Source organism: Herbaspirillum sp. FG34 (assembly GCF_057809315.1).
On sequence record NZ_JBMDJS010000006.1, the window covers coordinates 105,470 to 123,360 of the forward strand.

At 62.1% G+C, this 17,891-nt stretch carries 17 protein-coding genes and 1 tRNA gene; 13 read left to right on the forward strand and 5 right to left on the reverse strand.

The features are described from left to right. The first annotated feature begins 38 nt into the window (after positions 1-38). From ACODSZ_RS09925 to ACODSZ_RS09940, 4 genes are all read left to right on the forward strand, one after another. Positions 39-929: a branched-chain amino acid ABC transporter permease gene (locus ACODSZ_RS09925; RefSeq protein WP_175343248.1), complete on the forward strand. Its 891-nt coding sequence runs from the start codon at positions 39-41 to the stop codon at positions 927-929. Positions 930-933: 4 nt separating this feature from the next. Beyond that, a complete protein-coding gene (locus ACODSZ_RS09930; RefSeq protein ID WP_488927497.1) occupies positions 934-2,901 on the forward strand; it encodes a branched-chain amino acid ABC transporter ATP-binding protein/permease in 1,968 nt (655 codons plus the stop codon). Positions 2,902-2,903: 2 nt separating this feature from the next. Beyond that, a complete protein-coding gene (locus ACODSZ_RS09935) occupies positions 2,904-3,632 on the forward strand; it encodes an ABC transporter ATP-binding protein (RefSeq protein WP_008327689.1) in 729 nt (242 codons plus the stop codon). A gap of 234 nt (positions 3,633-3,866) precedes the next feature. Continuing rightward, positions 3,867-4,673: an alpha/beta fold hydrolase gene (locus ACODSZ_RS09940; RefSeq protein ID WP_488927498.1), complete on the forward strand. Its 807-nt coding sequence runs from the start codon at positions 3,867-3,869 to the stop codon at positions 4,671-4,673. A 57-nt stretch (positions 4,674-4,730) separates the two neighbouring features. Here the strand turns inward: ACODSZ_RS09940 and ACODSZ_RS09945 are convergent, their stop codons facing one another. Continuing rightward, positions 4,731-4,925, reverse strand: a complete 195-nt coding sequence (locus ACODSZ_RS09945; RefSeq protein WP_034350158.1) for a hypothetical protein — start codon at positions 4,923-4,925, stop codon at positions 4,731-4,733. Between the two features lie 80 nt (positions 4,926-5,005). On the opposite strand from ACODSZ_RS09945, the gene ACODSZ_RS09950 reads away from it, so the two are divergent. Continuing rightward, positions 5,006-5,485 carry a helix-turn-helix domain-containing protein gene (locus ACODSZ_RS09950; RefSeq protein ID WP_488927499.1) on the forward strand — a complete coding sequence of 160 codons (480 nt, stop codon included), beginning with the start codon at positions 5,006-5,008 and terminating at the stop codon, positions 5,483-5,485. Between the two features lie 127 nt (positions 5,486-5,612). Here ACODSZ_RS09950 and ACODSZ_RS09955 read toward each other — a convergent pair. Beyond that, a tRNA-Lys gene (locus ACODSZ_RS09955) sits at positions 5,613-5,688 on the reverse strand. Positions 5,689-5,833: 145 nt separating this feature from the next. Beyond that, positions 5,834-6,658: a class I SAM-dependent methyltransferase gene (locus ACODSZ_RS09960; RefSeq protein WP_008327694.1), complete on the reverse strand. Its 825-nt coding sequence runs from the start codon at positions 6,656-6,658 to the stop codon at positions 5,834-5,836. A 198-nt stretch (positions 6,659-6,856) separates the two neighbouring features. Here ACODSZ_RS09960 and ACODSZ_RS09965 point away from each other — a divergent pair, with 198 nt between their 5' ends. After that, entirely contained in the window at positions 6,857-6,997 is a 141-nt protein-coding gene (locus tag ACODSZ_RS09965) for a hypothetical protein (protein WP_008327695.1), read from the forward strand. Between the two features lie 80 nt (positions 6,998-7,077). Here the strand turns inward: ACODSZ_RS09965 and ACODSZ_RS09970 are convergent, their stop codons facing one another. After that, complete coding sequence (locus ACODSZ_RS09970; RefSeq protein ID WP_175343288.1) at positions 7,078-7,560, reverse strand: DNA-deoxyinosine glycosylase; 483 nt, start codon at positions 7,558-7,560, stop codon at positions 7,078-7,080. 238 nt (positions 7,561-7,798) lie between these two features. Between ACODSZ_RS09970 and ACODSZ_RS09975 the strand changes: the two genes are divergently transcribed. The 3 genes from ACODSZ_RS09975 (at position 7,799) to ACODSZ_RS09985 (ending at position 9,652) form a co-directional block, all read left to right on the forward strand. Beyond that, entirely contained in the window at positions 7,799-8,548 is a 750-nt protein-coding gene (locus ACODSZ_RS09975; RefSeq protein ID WP_488927500.1) for an SDR family oxidoreductase, read from the forward strand. A gap of 32 nt (positions 8,549-8,580) precedes the next feature. Further along, positions 8,581-9,033: an Mpo1 family 2-hydroxy fatty acid dioxygenase gene (locus tag ACODSZ_RS09980; protein ID WP_488927501.1), complete on the forward strand. Its 453-nt coding sequence runs from the start codon at positions 8,581-8,583 to the stop codon at positions 9,031-9,033. A gap of 166 nt (positions 9,034-9,199) precedes the next feature. Continuing rightward, on the forward strand, positions 9,200-9,652 hold the full coding sequence (locus tag ACODSZ_RS09985; protein ID WP_008327699.1) for an outer membrane lipoprotein: 453 nt from the start codon (positions 9,200-9,202) through the stop codon (positions 9,650-9,652). 286 nt (positions 9,653-9,938) lie between these two features. Here the strand turns inward: ACODSZ_RS09985 and htpG are convergent, their stop codons facing one another. Further along, positions 9,939-11,849 carry a molecular chaperone HtpG gene (gene htpG, locus ACODSZ_RS09990; protein ID WP_488927502.1) on the reverse strand — a complete coding sequence of 637 codons (1,911 nt, stop codon included), beginning with the start codon at positions 11,847-11,849 and terminating at the stop codon, positions 9,939-9,941. A 444-nt stretch (positions 11,850-12,293) separates the two neighbouring features. On the opposite strand from htpG, the gene ACODSZ_RS09995 reads away from it, so the two are divergent. The 4 genes from ACODSZ_RS09995 (at position 12,294) to ACODSZ_RS10010 (ending at position 17,870) form a co-directional block, all read left to right on the forward strand. After that, positions 12,294-13,916, forward strand: a complete 1,623-nt coding sequence (locus ACODSZ_RS09995; RefSeq protein ID WP_217509837.1) for a TolC family protein — start codon at positions 12,294-12,296, stop codon at positions 13,914-13,916. A gap of 12 nt (positions 13,917-13,928) precedes the next feature. Further along, complete coding sequence (locus tag ACODSZ_RS10000) at positions 13,929-14,702, forward strand: OmpA family protein (protein ID WP_175343253.1); 774 nt, start codon at positions 13,929-13,931, stop codon at positions 14,700-14,702. Beyond that, on the forward strand, positions 14,699-16,072 hold the full coding sequence (locus ACODSZ_RS10005; RefSeq protein WP_008327703.1) for an HlyD family type I secretion periplasmic adaptor subunit: 1,374 nt from the start codon (positions 14,699-14,701) through the stop codon (positions 16,070-16,072). The genes ACODSZ_RS10000 and ACODSZ_RS10005 overlap by 4 nt, the downstream gene beginning before the upstream one ends. Positions 16,073-16,199: 127 nt before the next feature. Beyond that, entirely contained in the window at positions 16,200-17,870 is a 1,671-nt protein-coding gene (locus ACODSZ_RS10010; protein ID WP_008327704.1) for a hypothetical protein, read from the forward strand. Positions 17,871-17,891 lie beyond the last annotated feature (21 nt).

The window sequence follows — 17,891 nt, forward strand, 5'->3', positions numbered from 1 at the left end:
CGCCGCCACCCGGCGGTAGCCGCTTCTTGGAAATCACAATGGACATCCTCTTACAACTGGTCTTCTCCGGGATCGCGCTCGGCATGATTTACGCCGTGATCGCCTTCGGTTACCAATTGACCTTTGCCACGTCCGGCACGCTCAACTTCGGCCAGGGTGAAGCCCTGATGCTGGGCTCACTGGTCGGGCTTTCCGTGGTGGGCAACATCCACGGCGGCCCTTATCTCAATTACTGGCTGATGATTCCAGTCGTGCTGGTCTTCGGTGCACTGCAAGGCATGTTTGTCGAATGGATAGGGGTGCGCCCGGCCATCAAGATCAAGTCGGAATTCGGCTGGATCATGTCCACTATCGCACTGGCCATCATCTTCAAGAACGTCGCCGAAAACATCTGGGGCAAGGACGATCTGCCTTTCCCGTCGCCGGTTTCCGACGCGCCGTTCCAGGTCTTGGGCGCCAACGTGCAGCCCATGCAGGTGCTGGTGGTGATCGGTGCCTTGCTGATGATGGCCGCGGTCGAATTGTTCAATCGCAAGTCGATCTACGGCAAGGCCGTGGTGGCCACCTCCAACGACCGCGATGCGGCCGGGCTGATGGGCATCAATACCAGCATGGTGATCACTTTTTCATATGCCCTGTCGTCCGCCACGGCCGCCTTCGCCGGCGTACTGGTGGCTCCGCTGACGCTCACTGGCGCCACCATGGGCGCGGCACTGGGTCTGAAGGCCTTTGCGGTGGCCATCATCGGTGGCCTGACATCAGGCATGGGTGCCATCGTCGGCGGTCTCATTCTCGGTGTGGCCGAGACCTTGACCGGCTTCTACATCTCCACCGGCTACAAGGAAGTCCCGGGACTGCTGCTGCTACTGCTGGTCCTGGCGGTAAAACCTGCAGGCCTGTTCGGCAAAACTGCGATCAAGAAGGTCTGATGCCATGAACAAGAAAATCCTGCTGCTATCCTTGCTGGGCATTGTCGCGTTGGGCGGCATTCCCATGGTGGTGCACAATCCGTATTACCTGCACCTGATCGAAACCATCCTCATCTACGCCATCCTGCTGTTCGGGCTGGACATCGTGGTCGGTTATACCGGCCAGGTCTCGCTGGGTCATGCGGGCCTCTTCGGTATCGGCTCCTATGCGGCCGGCGTGCTGTTCTTCAAGCTGGGCATGCCGATCTTCGTGACGATACCGGCTGCCATTGCCGTCACGGCAGTGTTCGGCGCCATCCTGGCCTTGCCGGCGCTGCGTGTGACTGGCCCCTATCTGGCCATGGTGACCCTGGCTTTTGGCACCATCATCCAGATCCTGATCAACGAGATGAGCTTCCTCACCGAAGGTCCGATGGGTATCAAGCTGGACAAGCCCATGATCGGTGGAGAGAAGATGAGTGAAGTGCAGTTCTTTTACCTGGTGGCGGTCTTGATGGTGATCTCGATGCTGGTGGTGCATCGCGTCCTCAAGTCCAACCTGGGGCGTGCCTTCCAGGCGCTGCGTGACAGCCCGATCGCATCGGACTGCATGGGCGTGTCGGTGTATCGCTACAAGGTCTATGCCTTCATCATCAGCGCTGCGCTGGCAGGTCTGTCCGGGGCCCTGTATGCGTATTCGGAAGAGTACATCTCGCCCAATACTTACAACTTCGAACTGACCATTCTGTTCCTGTTGGCGGTGATCATGGGCGGTCGCAAGTCTCGTATCGGTTCGCTCATCGGAGCACTGATCGTGGTGATGCTGCCTAGTCTGCTGTCCGACATTGCGCTGTTCCGACAGATCGCCACCGTGCTGGCGGTGATTGTGGTGGTGGGCGCTGGCTTGCAGGTCGCGCGCAAGACCAGGACTGTGCGCGGCGTGGTTGTGCCGGTGGTGGCGACCATCGCCATGGCAGCCTTCTCCTACAAGCTGAAAGACATCACCGACTGGCGCCTGACCATCTTTGGTTTGATGACCCTGTTCGTGGTGTATTACCTGCAGGATGGCATTGTCGGCTTCTGCCGCAACCTGTTCGGTCGCATGCTCACCAAGCATGTACCGGTAGCGCAGCAGATCGCTGGTGATAAAGAACGTGCCGTCATCACTACCGATTCGGTCAAGGATCAGGGCGCCACGCTGTTGAGGGTCAACCAGATCCTGATGCAGTTCGGTGGTCTGAAAGCCTTGAACCGAGTGGATCTGGATGTGCGCAAAGGGACCGTGCACGGCCTCATTGGTCCCAATGGTTCCGGCAAGAGCACCATGATGAACGTCTTGACCGGCATCTATCGTCCTACCGACGGCGTGGTGGAATACGATGGCCGACCGATCTCCGGCAGTGTGCCCTCGGCCATCGCCCTGGGTGGGGTGGCACGGACTTTCCAGAACGTGCAACTCTTCGGTGAAATGACTGCGACCGAAAACGTTCTGGTGGGCCTGCATCACACCTTCAACAGCAACGTCGTCGACGTCATGGTCAACACGCCGCGTTACGTCCGTGAAGAACAGGCCGCGCGCGAACGGGCTGCTGCCATCCTGGAGTTCGTGGGGCTGGCCAACCTGGCCAATGAAGAGGCGCGCAACCTGCCTTACGGCAAGCAGCGCCTGCTGGAGATCGGCCGCGCACTGGGCCTGAACCCCAGCCTGCTGCTGCTGGATGAACCGGCGGCAGGCTTGACCGCACCGGACATCAAGGAGCTCGTCGCCATCATCCGCAAGATCCGCGAAGCCGGCATCACCATCATCCTGATCGAACACCACATGGACGTGGTCATGTCGATCTGCGATACCGTCACCGTGCTCGACTTCGGCCAGAAGATCGCCGAAGGCAAGCCGGCCCAGGTCCAGGCCGACCCCAAGGTCATCGAAGCCTACCTCGGCAGTGGCGCAGGCGATGCCCACGACAACACATCCAGCCCCGCGGGAGCCTGAACATGCTGACCATTTCCAATTTGCACGCCGCTTACGGCAAGGTCGAGGTGCTGCATGGCATCTCGATGGACGTCCCCAAGGGCAAGGTAGTCACCCTGATCGGTTCCAACGGCGCCGGCAAGACCACGACCATGCGCGCCATCTCCGGCATGATCAAACCGAAGGGCGGGGAAGTCACGCTCGGCGGCAAGAACATCACCGGGCTGGATTCGCACCGCATTGCCCGCTACGGGCTGGCGCACTCGCCGGAGGGCCGGCGCGTCTTCGCCACCATGAGCGTGACCGACAACCTGCTGCTGGGCGCCTTCCCGCGCTTCACGCGCGCGCGTCCCAAGGGCGATATCGCGCATGACCTCGAGCGGGCGCTGGAGCTGTTCCCGCGCCTGAAGGAAAGGCAGACCCAGCTGGCCGGCACGCTCTCTGGCGGCGAGCAGCAGATGCTGGCCATGGCACGCGCTGTGATGTTGAATCCGGAGGTCATCCTGCTGGACGAGCCCTCGATGGGGCTGGCACCGATCCTGGTGGACGAGGTGTTTCGCATCATTTCGCGGCTCAAGGAGCAGGGCGTGACCATGCTGCTGGTGGAGCAGTTCGCGGCGGCCGCACTCAATGTTGCGGACTACGGCTATGTGTTGGAGAATGGCAAGATCTCCGTTCACGGACCCGCCGACAAGCTGCAGAACGACCCGGCGGTCAAGGCCGCCTATCTGGGCGGCGGCGCGCATCACTGACCGGCTGCGGTTGTCGGCAGCCTCAGCCATGCGCCTGACGTGATACTTGGGCTCGCACGTCGCGCAAGCTGATAGCGTGTCCGGTATATTGAGGGGGAGCCATACCCCCTTGAAGGCTGATTCAGGCGCACCCCCCGGTGCGCCTTTTTATTGGTGCTGGTCATCCAGCCTTCTCGGGCAGGGCGGTCCGGCAGGAGCACAAGCTGTACAAACTGTGCAGTCAGAGGAGCAAGCATGTCCGCAGGGGAGCAGACGACTGTCGAGATGCCGGGCGCGGTCTTGTTTGCCAGCCTGTGGGGCGGGCCGCTGGCCGGGCGCGTACCCATCGTGCTGTTGCACGATTCGCTGGGCGCGGTCGCCTTGTGGCGGGACTTCCCGGCCCGCCTGGCGGCGTACACGGGCCACCCCGTGATCGCCTACGACCGTCCGGGTTTCGGCCGGTCCACGGCGCGCAGCGATGCTCTCACCCTGGACTTCATTGCTGCTGAAGCGCACACGTCGCTAGCGGCCGTGTTGCGCCATTTTGGCGTGGACGAGGTCATCTTGTTCGGCCACAGCGTGGGGGGCGGCATGGCGGTGTCGGCTGCGGCGCAGTGGCCGCGGCGGGTGCTGGCCGTCATCACCGAATCGGCGCAAGCCTTCGTTGAGGATCGGACCCGGCAGGGCATCGAGGACGCGCGCGCCAGCTTTGCCGACCCGGCGCAACTGGCGCGCCTGGCGAAATATCATGGCAACGACCTGCAGCAGGCGCGCTGGGTGCTTTCGGCGTGGACCGACACCTGGCTCTCGGTGGACTTTGCCAACTGGTCGCTGGCGCCCATGCTGGCGCAGCTGGCATGTCCGTTACTGGCGCTGCATGGCGATCTGGATGAGTTTGGAAGTCTGGCGCATCCGCGCATGATGGCAAGCCTGCCATCGGCGTTCCCGGGGCAGGGGCAGTATCAGGTGCTGGCGCAGTGTGGTCATGTCCCGCACCGCGAGCAGACGGATCAGGTGCTGCGGGCGGTGAAAGAATTCCTGCTGCTGCACGGCCTGCACTGAACCCGTGAGCAACCCCCTTTATTCTTCACTTTGCCGCTAGTTGTAGTGCGCGCGCCCTCAGTCGAGCGGATGCTGCCGACGATATGCCTGCAGTCCCAACAAATACATCGTGCGGACAAACAGTGCGCGGGAACGGTAGGTTTGTCGCGCCAAGAGGTCAGCTTCCTCGAATTCCGCCTCATTTAATCGAAAATTCACCAGACGTGTCGCCCCTTTTGCGGGCTTGCGTTCGTTTTGTTGCTTGGGTGCCATAAGATGTCTCCTCGCTGTTGGACTGAAAGCAATATTCTAGGAGAGGTCCTTTTCATATGTCATCGAATAAAACTGAATTTTTGACAATACTTGGTGATCGTCTTGCACAAGAGCGCGGCCGCTGCGGTCATACCCAGAAATCGGTAGCTGACCAGCTCGAGATCACGGCGCGTACGCAGATCAAGTACGAGATCGGTGAAACCGCACCGGACGCCTACTATCTACACGGCCTGGGGGAGATCGGCGTCGATATCACCTATGTGCTGACCGGTGTGCGTGGCGCCACGCCCAGTGCCGAAGAGAGTGAATTGCTGTCCTGTTACCGCGCGGTGGATGCCACCACCCGCAGTGCGTTGGTGCAGCTCTTGTCGGGGCTGTCGAAGATGTCGAAGGGGAAGAAGAAGCGCGATTTCCCGACGGCGACCGAGACCCGACGTATCCGGCCCGGACGACAACGCAAGGTGACCGTCGCACAGCCGGTGGTGGACGCGGCTGATTCGCCGGAGGCAGGGTCTGCTGACCATACCGGGCGCATGCGGCAGTGGCCTGGCGATAAATAAGACGTTCAGCAGCAGGGAGGGGGCAAGATTGTCGTCGCAACGGTGATCGCGAGGGGCCGCGGTCCACATTCAACCAGTCCACAGAAACAAAAAAAGCACCACGATTGCTCGTGGTGCTTTTTGTTGTTGGTGGGGCGTCACAGATTCGAACTGTGGACCTACGGATTAAGAGTCCGCTGCTCTACCAGCTGAGCTAACGCCCCGTTGCTGCACTTCCTTGTTGCTTCAGTGCTGCAAGAGAGAGCGCATTATAGGAGGGAGGTCGGGGTGGCGCAAGTCTTTTCTCGAAAAAGATGAAAATATTTTATCTCTTGCGCATCGACACCACGCCGCGCCGCATTTTTCGCCCTAGAAGCCGGCCTTGATCCCGTTGACCCAGGATTTGGCCGGCAACCTGGTCTGGCTCTCGATGAGTGCCGCACGCGCATACAGTTCGGGGAAATCGAATGTCACCGCGCCCTTGAAGGCCAGTGCCACGACGTTGCCGTCATGGACTTCGGGCAGCGAGACCACGGTATCGAAAGCATATTCCATGGCCCGCAGGTTCTTGGCGTAGCTGGGATGATCGCCAAAGAGGTTGACCGTCATCACCCCGCCCGGTGCCAGGCTGTCATGGCAGGCCTGGTAGAACTCGGCGCTGTCGAGCACCGGTCCGCGCGCGGTGGCGTCATAGAGATCGACCTGCAGGGCGTCGATGATGCCGTGGCTGGCAGCGTGGACGATGAAGTCCATGGCATCGCTTTCGATGATCATCAGGCGCTCGTCCGGCTCCGGCAATTTGAACATGCTGTGACAGATCGCAATGACGGCCGGGTTCAGCTCCACGGCCGTCACCTGTGCCTGCGGGAATTGACGGTAGCTGAACTTGGTCAGTGCACCCGTGCCCAGGCCGAGCTGTACGATGTGGCGCGGTGCGCGGTTGAAGAGCATCCACGCCATCATCTGCTGGGCGTATTCCAGTTCGATCCAATCGGGTTTGCGGATGCGCATCGCACCCTGCACCCACTCGGTCCCGAAATGCAGGTAGCGTACGCCTTCCAGTTCGGAGAGCGTCACGGGGGCATATTTGGGTTTGCGCGGTTTGCTGGCGTCAGCTTCCAGCTGTTGGCGGCGACGATTGGGGCCGGCCTTGGTGTTGGCCTGGGCTTCGATGGATTTTCTTCGGATGAGCATGATATGAATGAAACGGCGCGGCAGCCGGGGAGGCCGCCTGCGGATGCCGAATGATACCTTGCCTTGGCGACTTGTCCGACACGGCCATCATCCAGCGCATGGCCATCCGGTGGCCGGGAAAGGTGATCCAGGCAGTTTTTGCCTCCATTTTGCGCATCGATACTGCTCAGTCTGCTCGGCCTCCATTACACTTCGACCATGTTCAAGAACCTCATCCTCTGCCTGAAGCTGGCCATCGTCTTCTGCGCCATCGTGTTTTTCGCGAAGGCGTTGCAGTATTTGATCTTCAATGGCGGGTTTTCGGGGGAGTTTTATGACTACCTGTTCCTCAGGAAGTGATTTAAAGAATGCTTGTTGTCGAAGATGCCGATGTGACCTTGATCACCCGGCGGGATGCCGGTATGCGAAGCCACTGACGATCAGCGCAATGCAGCCCGCCAGCGCGCCCGCTTGTCTTCATACCCCAACGCCGCATGCGCCGGACTGCTCGACGGCAGCACCACCACCCGATAGTCCTGCGCCTTGGCGCCCAGCGCCTTGGTCCCGATCTTGCCGGCGGTCCCACCATTGAAGGCGATGGTCTCCAGTGCAGGCAGTCTGGCGATCAGCGTCAGCAAGTCATTGCCGCTGTGATCCCTGATTTCGCTGTCCAGACTGCCGATACGCCTGGCCTGGGCGATCACATCCCACAAGCCGATGCGATGCTGCAGCAAGCTGGCCAGCCTGGCGGCATAGTCCATTGCGTAAAGGTCGACCCCGATCACTTCGCCGACCAGCCGCCAGAACGCATTGCGCGGATGCCCGTAATACTGCCGGATCGCCAGCGAAGCCGCTCCCGGCAGGCTGCCCAGGATCAGGATGCGCGTATCGGGTGCCACCACCGGCGCAAAGCTGGCCAGCAAGGGATCAGTTGCAGATGTATCTGCATCGTGGTCAGCATCAGCGGCGGAGGAAGGGCGAGCAGGCATGGAAACGGCTGGGATGAAAAGAATTTCAGCAAGCGCTACCCGCATCGCAGTGCGTGCACAATGGCGCGGCTGCAGAGGCGTCAGGCTTGCGGCAAAATGCACAAGAATTCACATCTTAGCGTAAGCTGCCTTGGCGTCACGCGCCGGGCCATTCATTCAAGGGAAACTGAACATGACAGATAAAGTCATCATCGTCACCGGCGGCAGCCGTGGCATCGGCGCGGCCACCGCGCTGCTGGCAGCCCAACGTGGCTACGCGGTCTGCGTCAACTACGTCTCCAACCGTGAGGCTGCCGAATCGGTGGCCGGGCAGATCCGCGCCGGCGGCGGCCGCGCCATCACCGTCGCGGGCGACGTCTCCAAAGAGGAGGACGTGCTGCGCCTGTTCACCACCACCGACCAGGAGCTGGGCCGCGTCACCGCCCTGGTCAACAACGCCGGCATCCTGGAGCACCAGTCCCGCCTGGAAGCCATGAGCGCCGAGCGCATCACCCGCGTGCTGGTGGCCAATGTCACCGGCAGCCTGCTGTGTGCGCGCGAGGCGGTCAAGCGCATGTCCACCCGTCACGGCGGGCAGGGCGGGGCCATCGTCAACCTTTCGTCGATGGCGGCCAAGTTGGGTGGTCCGGGGGAATACGTCGACTATGCCGCCTCCAAGGGCGCCATCGATGCCTTCACCATCGGCCTGGCCAAGGAAGTGGCTGCCGAGGGCATTCGCGTGAACGCCGTGCGTCCCGGCCTGATCTATACCGACATCCACGCCAGTGGTGGCGAAGCGGGCCGTGTCGACCGGCTCAAGGATGCCGTCCCCATGAAGCGCGGCGGCACCGCCGAGGAAGTGGCCAACGCCATCCTTTGGCTGCTGTCGGAAGAGTCTTCCTATGCCACCGGCACCTTCATTGACGTCTCCGGCGGCCGCTGAAGCTACGCCCGCTCATTGAACGAGGAGCTCCCATGGACAGCACCAGCACCGTCTCCCCGCGCCGCATCGATGTGCTGCTGGCCCGCTATGCCGAGAGCCATCGCCATCCGATGAATGAACTGATCCACTGCATCTGTGTGCCGGCCATCGTATTTTCGCTGTTCGGCCTGTGCTGGATCGTGTCGCCCGCCGTGGCCCTGGTGGTGGCCGCCGCTGCGCTGGCCTACTACCTGCGCCTGTCGCCGCCCTTTGCCGTAGGCATGCTGGCCATGTCGGCGGTGATGCTGGTGGTGCTGGCGCGATTGCCGCTGGGGGCCGTGCTGCCGGTGTCGGCGACGGTCTTCGTGCTGGCCTGGATCGGCCAGTTCATCGGCCACCGCATCGAGGGCAAGAAGCCATCCTTCTTCGAGGACCTGCGGTTTTTGCTGATTGGGCCCTTGTTCGTGCTGGCCTTCCTGTACCGCCGCTGGCACATCACGTATTGAGGCGCGCCACAGAGGACAGATTGTCGGCGCGGGACATCTTTGTATTAAGATGTAAAGGAATGTGTGCATCCGCGCCGGATGCGCGATCATGTTGCGTTCGCGCGGACGCCCGAATTCCCCCGCCGCCCGGAGACGGGCCAAACAGTTCTCAGTCGGAGTTTTCAGTATGAAGAAATTGATTTTGATCGCAGCCTTGGGCTCCCTGGTAGCCGGCTGCGCAGTGACACCCAACTCGGCCAGCGTCTACAACACCCGCCAGGCCCAGGGCGAGCAGACCGTGCGCATGGGCGTGGTCGAGTCGATCCGCAACGTCACTATCGACAAGGGTTCAAGCGGCATCGGCACCCTCGGTGGCGCCGCGCTGGGTGGCATCGCTGCCGGCTCCAACATCGGCGGCGGCAACGGCGCGCTGGCGGCCGGCATTGTCGGTGCGTTGGCCGGTGGTGTCCTGGGCAACCAGGCCGAAGCCCACCTGAACAACCGTCCGGGCCTGGAAATCACCGTGCGCCTGGACAACGGCGAACTGCGCGCCATCACCCAGGATGCAGATGAACCTTTCCGCGTCGGCGAGCGTGTGCGCCTGCTGTCCAACGGGCGTACTACCCGCGTGACGCACTGATCGTTGCCAGGCATATGAAGAAGCAGGACTGCGGTCCTGCTTTTTTTTCGCCGATTTCGCCCATTCATTCAGTTCCGTGCCCAAGGATCAGCAGGTTCTTGCTGCGATGAGGCGTCCGCCGGCCGGTCTCCCTGGGCCGTCTTGCCTGCCTTGGGCACCCACCTGCCGCCAACCGGGTGGCTAAACGCCGATATGAAAGAAAACGCCGCCCGGATAGTCCCCCAGGCGGCGTTCCTGCCCGCCAGGCCAGCGAGGGCGGCGGGCATGCGGCAACAGATGAACAGACTTACTTCGCGGCCATGGCCAGCAGCATGTCGTTCAGGCGCTTGACGAAGCTGGCCGGGTCGGCCAGCGCACCGCCTTCGGCCAGCAGGGCCTGGTCGTACAGGATGTGCGACCAGTCGTCGAAGCGCGCCTCTTCGTACTTCAGGCGTTGCACCAGCGGGTGGTCCGGGTTGATTTCCAGGGTCGGCTTGGACTCCGGTGCAGCCTGGCCGGCCGCCTTCAACATGCGCACCAGATTGCCCGAGAGCTCGTTCTCGTCGGCCACCAGGCAAGCCGGGGAGTCGGTCAGGCGGAAGGTCACGCGTACCTCCTTGGCCTTGTCGCCCAGGGCGGTCTTCATCTTCTCGACCAGATCCTTGTACTCGGCTTGCGTTTCTTCGTGCTGCTTCTTCTCGTCTTCGTTTTCCAGCTTGCCCAGGTCCAGGCCACCCTTGGCCACCGACGCCAGTTCCTTGCCCTCGAACTCGGTCAGGAAGGACAGCATCCACTCGTCCACGCGATCGGTCAGCAGCAGCACTTCCACGCCTTTCTTGCGGAAGATTTCCAGGTGCGGGCTGTTCTTGGCGGCCTGGAACGTCTCTGCGGTGACGTAGTAGATCTTGTCCTGTCCTTCCTTCATGCGGCCCACGTAATCGGCCAGCGACACATTCTGCACCTCGCTGTCGTTGTGGGTGGAAGCAAAGCGCAGCAGCTTGGCGATGCGATCCTTGTTGGCCGCATCCTCGCCGATGCCTTCCTTCAACACCTGGCCGAACTCGGTCCAGAAGGTGGTGTACTTGTCCTTCTGCGCCTGCTCTTCGCTGTTGGCCAGTTCTTCCAGCAGGCTCAGTACGCGCTTGGCCGAACCGTCGCGGATGGCGCGCACGTCGCGTGACTCCTGCAGGATCTCGCGCGAGACGTTCAACGGCAGATCGGCCGAATCGATCACGCCCTTGACGAAGCGCAGATACACCGGCATCAGCTGCTCGGCATCATCCATGATGAACACGCGCTTGACATACAGCTTGATGCCGCCGCGCTTGTTGCGGTCCCACAGGTCGAAGGGGGCGCGCGCCGGGATGTAGAGCAGCTGGGTGTATTCACTGCGGCCTTCCACGCGGTTGTGGGTGTAGGCCAGCGGCGCGCCGAAGTCGTGCGAGACGTGCTTGTAGAACTCTTCATACTGCTCGGGCGTGATGTCCGACTTGCTGCGGGTCCACAGGGCGCTGGCCTGGTTGACCGTTTCCAGCTCGTCCTTCAGCACGGTTTCCTTCTTTTCCTCATCCCATTCTTCCTTGTTCATCAGGATGGGCAGGGAGATGTGGTCGGAATACTTGCGGATGATGGACTTCAGTTGCCATGCGGAAAGGAATTCATCTTCGCCCTCACGCAGGTGCAGGATGATGTCGGTCCCGCGACCCGGCTTGTCGATCTGCTCGATGCTGAAGTCGCCCGCACCTTCGGATTCCCAGCGCACGCCTTCGGAAGCGGGCGTGCCGGCACGGCGCGTCTCGACCGTGATGCGATCGGCGATGATGAAGCCCGAATAGAAGCCCACGCCAAACTGGCCGATCAGGGCGGCGTCCTTCTGCTGGTCACCCGACAGGCGCGAGAAGAATTCCTTGGTGCCCGACTTGGCGATGGTGCCCAGGTGCGAGATGGCCTCGTCACGGTTCATGCCGATGCCGTTGTCGGAGATGGTGATGGTGCGCGCCGCCTTGTCGAAGCTGATCTTGATCTTCAGTTCCGGATCGTCCTCGAACAGACTGCCATCGTTGATGGCCTCAAAGCGCAGCTTGTCGGCCGCATCCGAGGCATTGGAGACCAGCTCGCGCAGGAAGATTTCCTTGTTCGAATACAGCGAGTGGATCATCAATTGCAGCAGTTGCTTGACTTCGGCCTGGAAGCCCATGGTCTGTTTTTCGGTTGCCATGCGGTTGTCCTTATTGAAGAAAGGGATGAGTGAAATAGGCAGAGCTAATCGTCTGTGGGCAGGATATAGGGAGAGACTTGTGGTTTTTCAACCGCATTTTTGTTGTTTTTGTTCTCTCTGTTGCCCCTCCGGCATTTCCCGATGGCATGACGGCAACAAGCTGACCATAATTGCCGAAGTTAACTTTTATCAAGTCAATTGAAATTAAACGATTTTTCCCGTCTTTTTGTAATTGAGCTGCAATTCGCCGGTGATAGAATTGTTTTAACAAAATAGTAACAAATTCGATCAGGCTGATCGAACGGATGTGCAGGCCGGTGCTTCACAAGAAAAAGAACAGGAGTTCCCCGGCTTGATGACGGGAATCGCGGCGAGGGCTGCAGATTCTTTCCTGGGATGCGGGTTGGGTAGGGGAGGCCGGTGGGATACCGGCTGATCGTGTTGATGAGAGTTCTTAAAAGCAAGCGTTTCATACTGGGCGTTTCACTTGGCTTGGCCGCGCATCATGCGCTGCTGGCGGCGGACAAGCCGCCGCTGGCCGCCGCCACAGCCATGCAGGCCACACCGTCCACGGCCGACAACAAGCTCGATACGCCGCCCCAGATCCGTCTGGGTGCCGATCCTGCCGGGCCGTCCGCCGCCGATTACCGCCTGCCGGGTTTGCCGGCCGACACCCCGCCGGGCTCGCCGCAGGATGAAATCCTGCTGTTGCTGCGCCAGTCCGATCCGGACTTTGCCGGCAACCGGATCGCCCTGCCGCAGATCAGCATCGTCACCGAAGGCGAGACCGTAGCGGACCTGAGTCTGCGCAGCGTGCTGGACCTTGCCCTCAACAACAGCTACAGCTACGCCGCCACGGCGGCCCAGGCCGACCAGGCGCGCTATGCTTCCAAGGCCACGGCCGGCCAGTTGGGGCCGACTCTGGATGTGCGGGCGCAGAAGGGCAATGAATATTCCTCGCCGTCCTCGGTGATCGATCCCAATACCGGCCTGATCCAGCGCGCCTCCTATCACAAGCGCTGGGACGTGACCGTGATCGGTCGCCAGCCCATCTTCGCACCCGGTTCGTATTACGACTACCGCAAGAGCAGCGCGCTGGCCGATGCCGCCGACCTGCGCCGCGACGATGCCCGCGAGACCCTGTATTACAACGCCATCAAGGCGTATTACGACGTCATGCGCGCCTATGCCACGCTGTCGTTCTCGCGCAGTTATGCGCAACGTATGGCCGCCTTGCTGGACTACATGAACAAGCGCCTCCAGGGCGGCGGCGCCAGCCGCATCGATTTTGAACGGGTGCGCGGGCGCTCGCTCACGGCCCAGTCGGCCGTGGCCGAGGCCGAAGGCGCGCTGGAAAGCGCCATGGTGACGCTGAACCAGATCACCGGCCGCAAGATCGAGCAGATCGAGGTGCCGGACCACATGATGCCGGTCGTGCCCGACACCTCCAAGCTGGCCCTGCAGGATGTCTACGACACCAACCCCGGCGTGCGCGCGGCGCGGCGTGATGTCGATGCCGCCAATCAGGAACTGAAGTCGGCGCGCGCCAGGTTCTCGCCCACGCTGGCGCTGGAATGGACCCAGACCAAGACCCGGGGTGCCGGTGGCGCCATCGACACCACCGACAACAGCCTGCAGCTGACCACCGATCGTCGCCTGATGATGGTGGTGACCATGAACCTGCTCAATGGCGGGTCCGACCTGTATTACAGCAAGCAGGCCGGCGCCAAGTACGTGGAAAAGAGCAATACCGCGCTCGACCTGGAACGCAAATTGCGTGAGCAGATCGAGATCAACTACCGCACCCTGGGCGCGGTGCGAAAGCGCATGGAGATCTCGCGCCAGGCCTATCTCACCAACGCCAACGTGGCCGACGTCTTCCTGGAGCAGCTCTCCACCGGCAGCAAGCAATTGCTGGACGTGCTGGACGCCTACCAGCAGGCCTACCAGGCGCGCATGGACTTTGCCAACCTGTTGTTCCAGCAGGCCGATATCAGCTACCAGATCCTGCGCAACACCGGTCGCGCATCGGCGCTGGAAACTCTGCCCGCGCGGGCAGCCAAATAGGACGGGGGAACCATGGAGGGCGGACGTGAGCAGAATTTCTGGCCAGGCTTCGTGGACGCACTGTCCAACGTGGTGCTGGTGATGATCTTCGTGGTGGTGGTGTTCGTGGTGACGCTGTTTTACTACTCCCAGAAGCTGGCGCAGATGAAGGTCAGCAAGCTGATCTCGCAGGGCCAGGTGCAGGTTGTGGGCCAATCCAAGGCAACCAAGACCGATACCATCGCCACCGCCGACAGCAACAGCACCAACAGTGCCGAGACCCCGGGCGAGCGCGAGAAGGCGCAGGAGATCGAACAGTTGAAGCGCGAAGTGGCCAGCCTCAAAGCCAGGCTGGCGGCGCCGCCGCTGCAATCCGACAATGGCAGCCTGCGCAGCGCCGCCGCGCCGTCCAGCCCCAACGCCATCCAGGTCAAGACCGAACCCAATGACAAGGAAGTTGCGCCCGGCCTGCGCATCGATGCCAACGAAAAGGCCGTGACCCTGAACTTCGACGCCGACTCCACCCAGTTGAACGAGGAGGGTAGCCGTGCCCTCGACAAGAGCATCGGCGACTGGGTGCGCCGCGCCAAGTCCAGCCAGGGCAAGATCGTGGTCACGGGCGTCATCGGCAGCGGCGCCTACAGCGAGAGCCGGCGCCGCGCCTACTACCGTACGGTGGCGGTACGCAACTACCTCATCGACGCCGGCGTGGACAAGGCGCGCGTCACCAGTCGCGTGGCTACCGATGAAAACGGCAACGGCAACGATGCTCGTGTGATCGTGCAATACCAGGCCCAGCCAAAATGACGCTCTCGCTCAAGCCCGGCACCGGCCACGGGATCAGTTCCCGCAGCAAGGGCTTCATGCGCCGCGTGGCGCCGCGGCTGGACCGTCGCCTGGGCCAGTTGCAGAGCATGCCGCGACCGCGCCTGGCGGTGCTGGCCTGCGCGCTGTTGCTGGTCTTGCTGGTGATCTGGTCGATGCTGGCCCCCATCGACATGGTGGTGCGGGGCAACGGGCGCATCGTCGCCTCCGAACACAACCAGATCATCCAGCATCTGGAAGGCGGCATCGTCTCGGCCATCCTGGTGCGCGAGGGTGCGGTGGTCAGGAAGGGCCAGACCCTGGTCTCGATTGCTGACGTGCGCGCCAATGCCGACCTCGGCGAAGGCCGCGTGAAGATTCTCGGCCTGCGCGCCAAGATCGCACGCCTCTCGGCCGAAGCCGCCGGAGCCGCCAGCCTGCAGATGCCGGCCGACCTGGAACACGACGACCCCGCCGTGCAAAGCGAACAGGCCGCCTTCGCTGCGCGCTCGGCCAAGCTCACGCAGGAAATGTCGGTATTGCGCGAACAGTCCGCGCAACGCCAGGCCGAACTGGGTGAAGCCATCAGTCGCCAGAAGAGCCAGACCAGCGAACTGGATCTGGCACAGCGCCAGTACAAGCTGATCCACAACATGCTCGAACGCAATGCCGCCTCGCAGCTGGAAGACATCCAGGCCGCTGCCCGCGTGCAGGATGCGCAGAGCAAGCTCTCCGCCAACGAAGCCATGATCCCGCGCCTGAAGGCCGCCATCGCCGAGTCCCAGGCCAAGATGGGAGAAGCGTCGTCGCGCTTCCGATCGGATGCCCGCACCGAGCTGACCGCCGCCGAAAACGAACTGGCCCGCCTGCAGGAAGAGATCAAGTCGCGCAATGACCGCGTCTCGCGCTCGGAGGTGAAGGCGCCCATGGATGGCGTGGTCAACCGCGTGCTGATCAATACCGTCGGCGGTGTGGTCCGCCCGGGCGACCCCATCATCGAGATGACCCCCAGCGATGACAAGCTGGTGATCGAAGCCCGCATCTCCCCCACCGACCGCGCCGAACTGGTCACCGGTGCCAAGGCGCGCGTGAAGGTATCGGCCTATGACTATGGCGTCTATGGCGCCATGGAAGGCGTGGTCACCGAGATCAGCGCCGACACCGTCCCCGATGACAACAATCCGCGCGGCGAGCGCAGCTACCGCATCAAGATCGCCGTGCAGCGCGGCGACAACGAACTGCAGCGCAAGCTGGCCCTGATGCCCGGCATGACCGCCAGCGCCGACATCATTGTTGGCCGCCGCACGGTGTGGCAATACCTGATGTCGCCGCTGTCGCGCTTCGGCCAGGGTGCCCTGCGGGAGCCGCGATGAACTGCGCCGCCATCCCCGCAGTGACTTATGCTTCGCCGCAAAGCCTCATCCACCAAGGCTTTGCGGCAGTTGACGTTTTCTGCACCAGCCATTTTCCCTGCGTTCTTTTCTCCGGAACCTCGCACGTATGAAAAATCTTCGCCAGTTCTACGCACTTGCCGCCATCCCGACGCTCCTGCTGCTGTTCGGGGCCTTCCTGTTCCGGGCCTTCGTGGGGCATGCGATCCAGATCAATCCCTTCCTCAATCTCTTCATCATCGCCGTGGCGGTGTTCGGGGTGAGCCTGATCTTCTACAACCTCTATCGCGTCAACTGGGAATACGACAAGCTGATGCAGTTCTACGACCGCACCAAGGCCGGCGAATCGATGGACAGCCTGGTCAAGGCGCCCGAGTTCGAGGGCACGGAGATCGGCCAGGTGCTGGTCTCGGTGGCCAGCACCAAGGGTCGCCTGACCTCGCGTATCGAACAGGAAACCATCGAGGGCTCGCTGCATGACTTGCGCGCCCATCTCGATGCCAAGACCGAGTTCCCGCAATTCCTGACCGGTTTCATGATCGCGCTGGGCCTGCTGGGCACCTTCATCGGTCTGCTGGAAACGCTGGTCAGCACGGCGGCGCTCATCGACGGCTTCGGCAAGGCCAGTGCCGGTGGCGACATGGATGCCTCCTTCATGCACCTGGTGGCCGACCTGCAAAAGCCGCTGGCGTCGATGGGGACGGCCTTCTCGGCGTCGATGTTCGGTCTGATCGGTTCGCTGGCCCTGGGCCTGACGTTGACGCCCCTGCGCGCGGCCAGCAAGAAGCTGGTCACCCGGGCCCGCGAATGTATCAGCGACATGGTGCAGCACGTGGTGCACGACATGAGCGGCCCGGCCGCCACCCAGCGCCAGGGCGTCTCCGAAACCTTCCTCGCCGAATTCCTGCAGGACCTCATGGTGTTGCAGCGCGAATCGATCATGGCTGCGCGCAACAGTTCGGAAGCCTCGCTGCAGGCCGGCATCAAGCTGGAAGGTCTGAACGATCGCTTGAACAACATCGTCCAGCTCTTCAACGACAGCATGGAAGAGTCGCGCAGCCTGCGCCAACTGGTGGCCTTCGGCCCGCGCATGCACGAAACCGCGCAGCAGACGCTGGAAGAAATCCGCAACGTCGGCCAGCTGATCAACACCAAGATCACCTCGGCGCGCGATCTTTCCGACAGCCTGTCCTCGCTGGAAGAGCGCCTCTCCGTCAATGGCGATATCGCCAATCGCACCTTCGAAGTGCTGCCGCAGATCGTCACTACCATCCAGACCGGCCAACTGGCGTTGTCCACGGCGCTCAATTCCTTGCAGGCGCAGCAGGGCGAAATCTCCAGCATGAACGAGAAGAACGCGCAGAATATTGCGCAACTGCCGGCGCTGCTGAACCAGATCTCGGTACGCCTGGCCGACGAGATGGGCGCCATCCAGTACCAGGGCGAACTGCAGGCCACCGTGGCGGCTCGTCTGAACGAACTGGGCAACACCATCGGCGAGAACTCCAGCAACATGGCGCGCGATGCGCTCTCCGCACGCCAGCTGCAGATCGACCTGGCCAAGCACATGGCGACCCAGAACGACCGCGTCAAGAACCTGGGGGCCATCCCGCAATCGCTGACCTCCATCACCGAAGCGCTGATGCGCCAGAACATCAACTGGCAGACCGTCATCGAAGAAATGCGCAGCGGGCGCCAGACCATGGTCAAGGACCTGCGTCTGGAGCTGCGCGAAGCGATCCGCGAACTCACCGCGACCAATCGCGGCGGCCAGGCCTGATGCCGGCCTGACGACGATCAC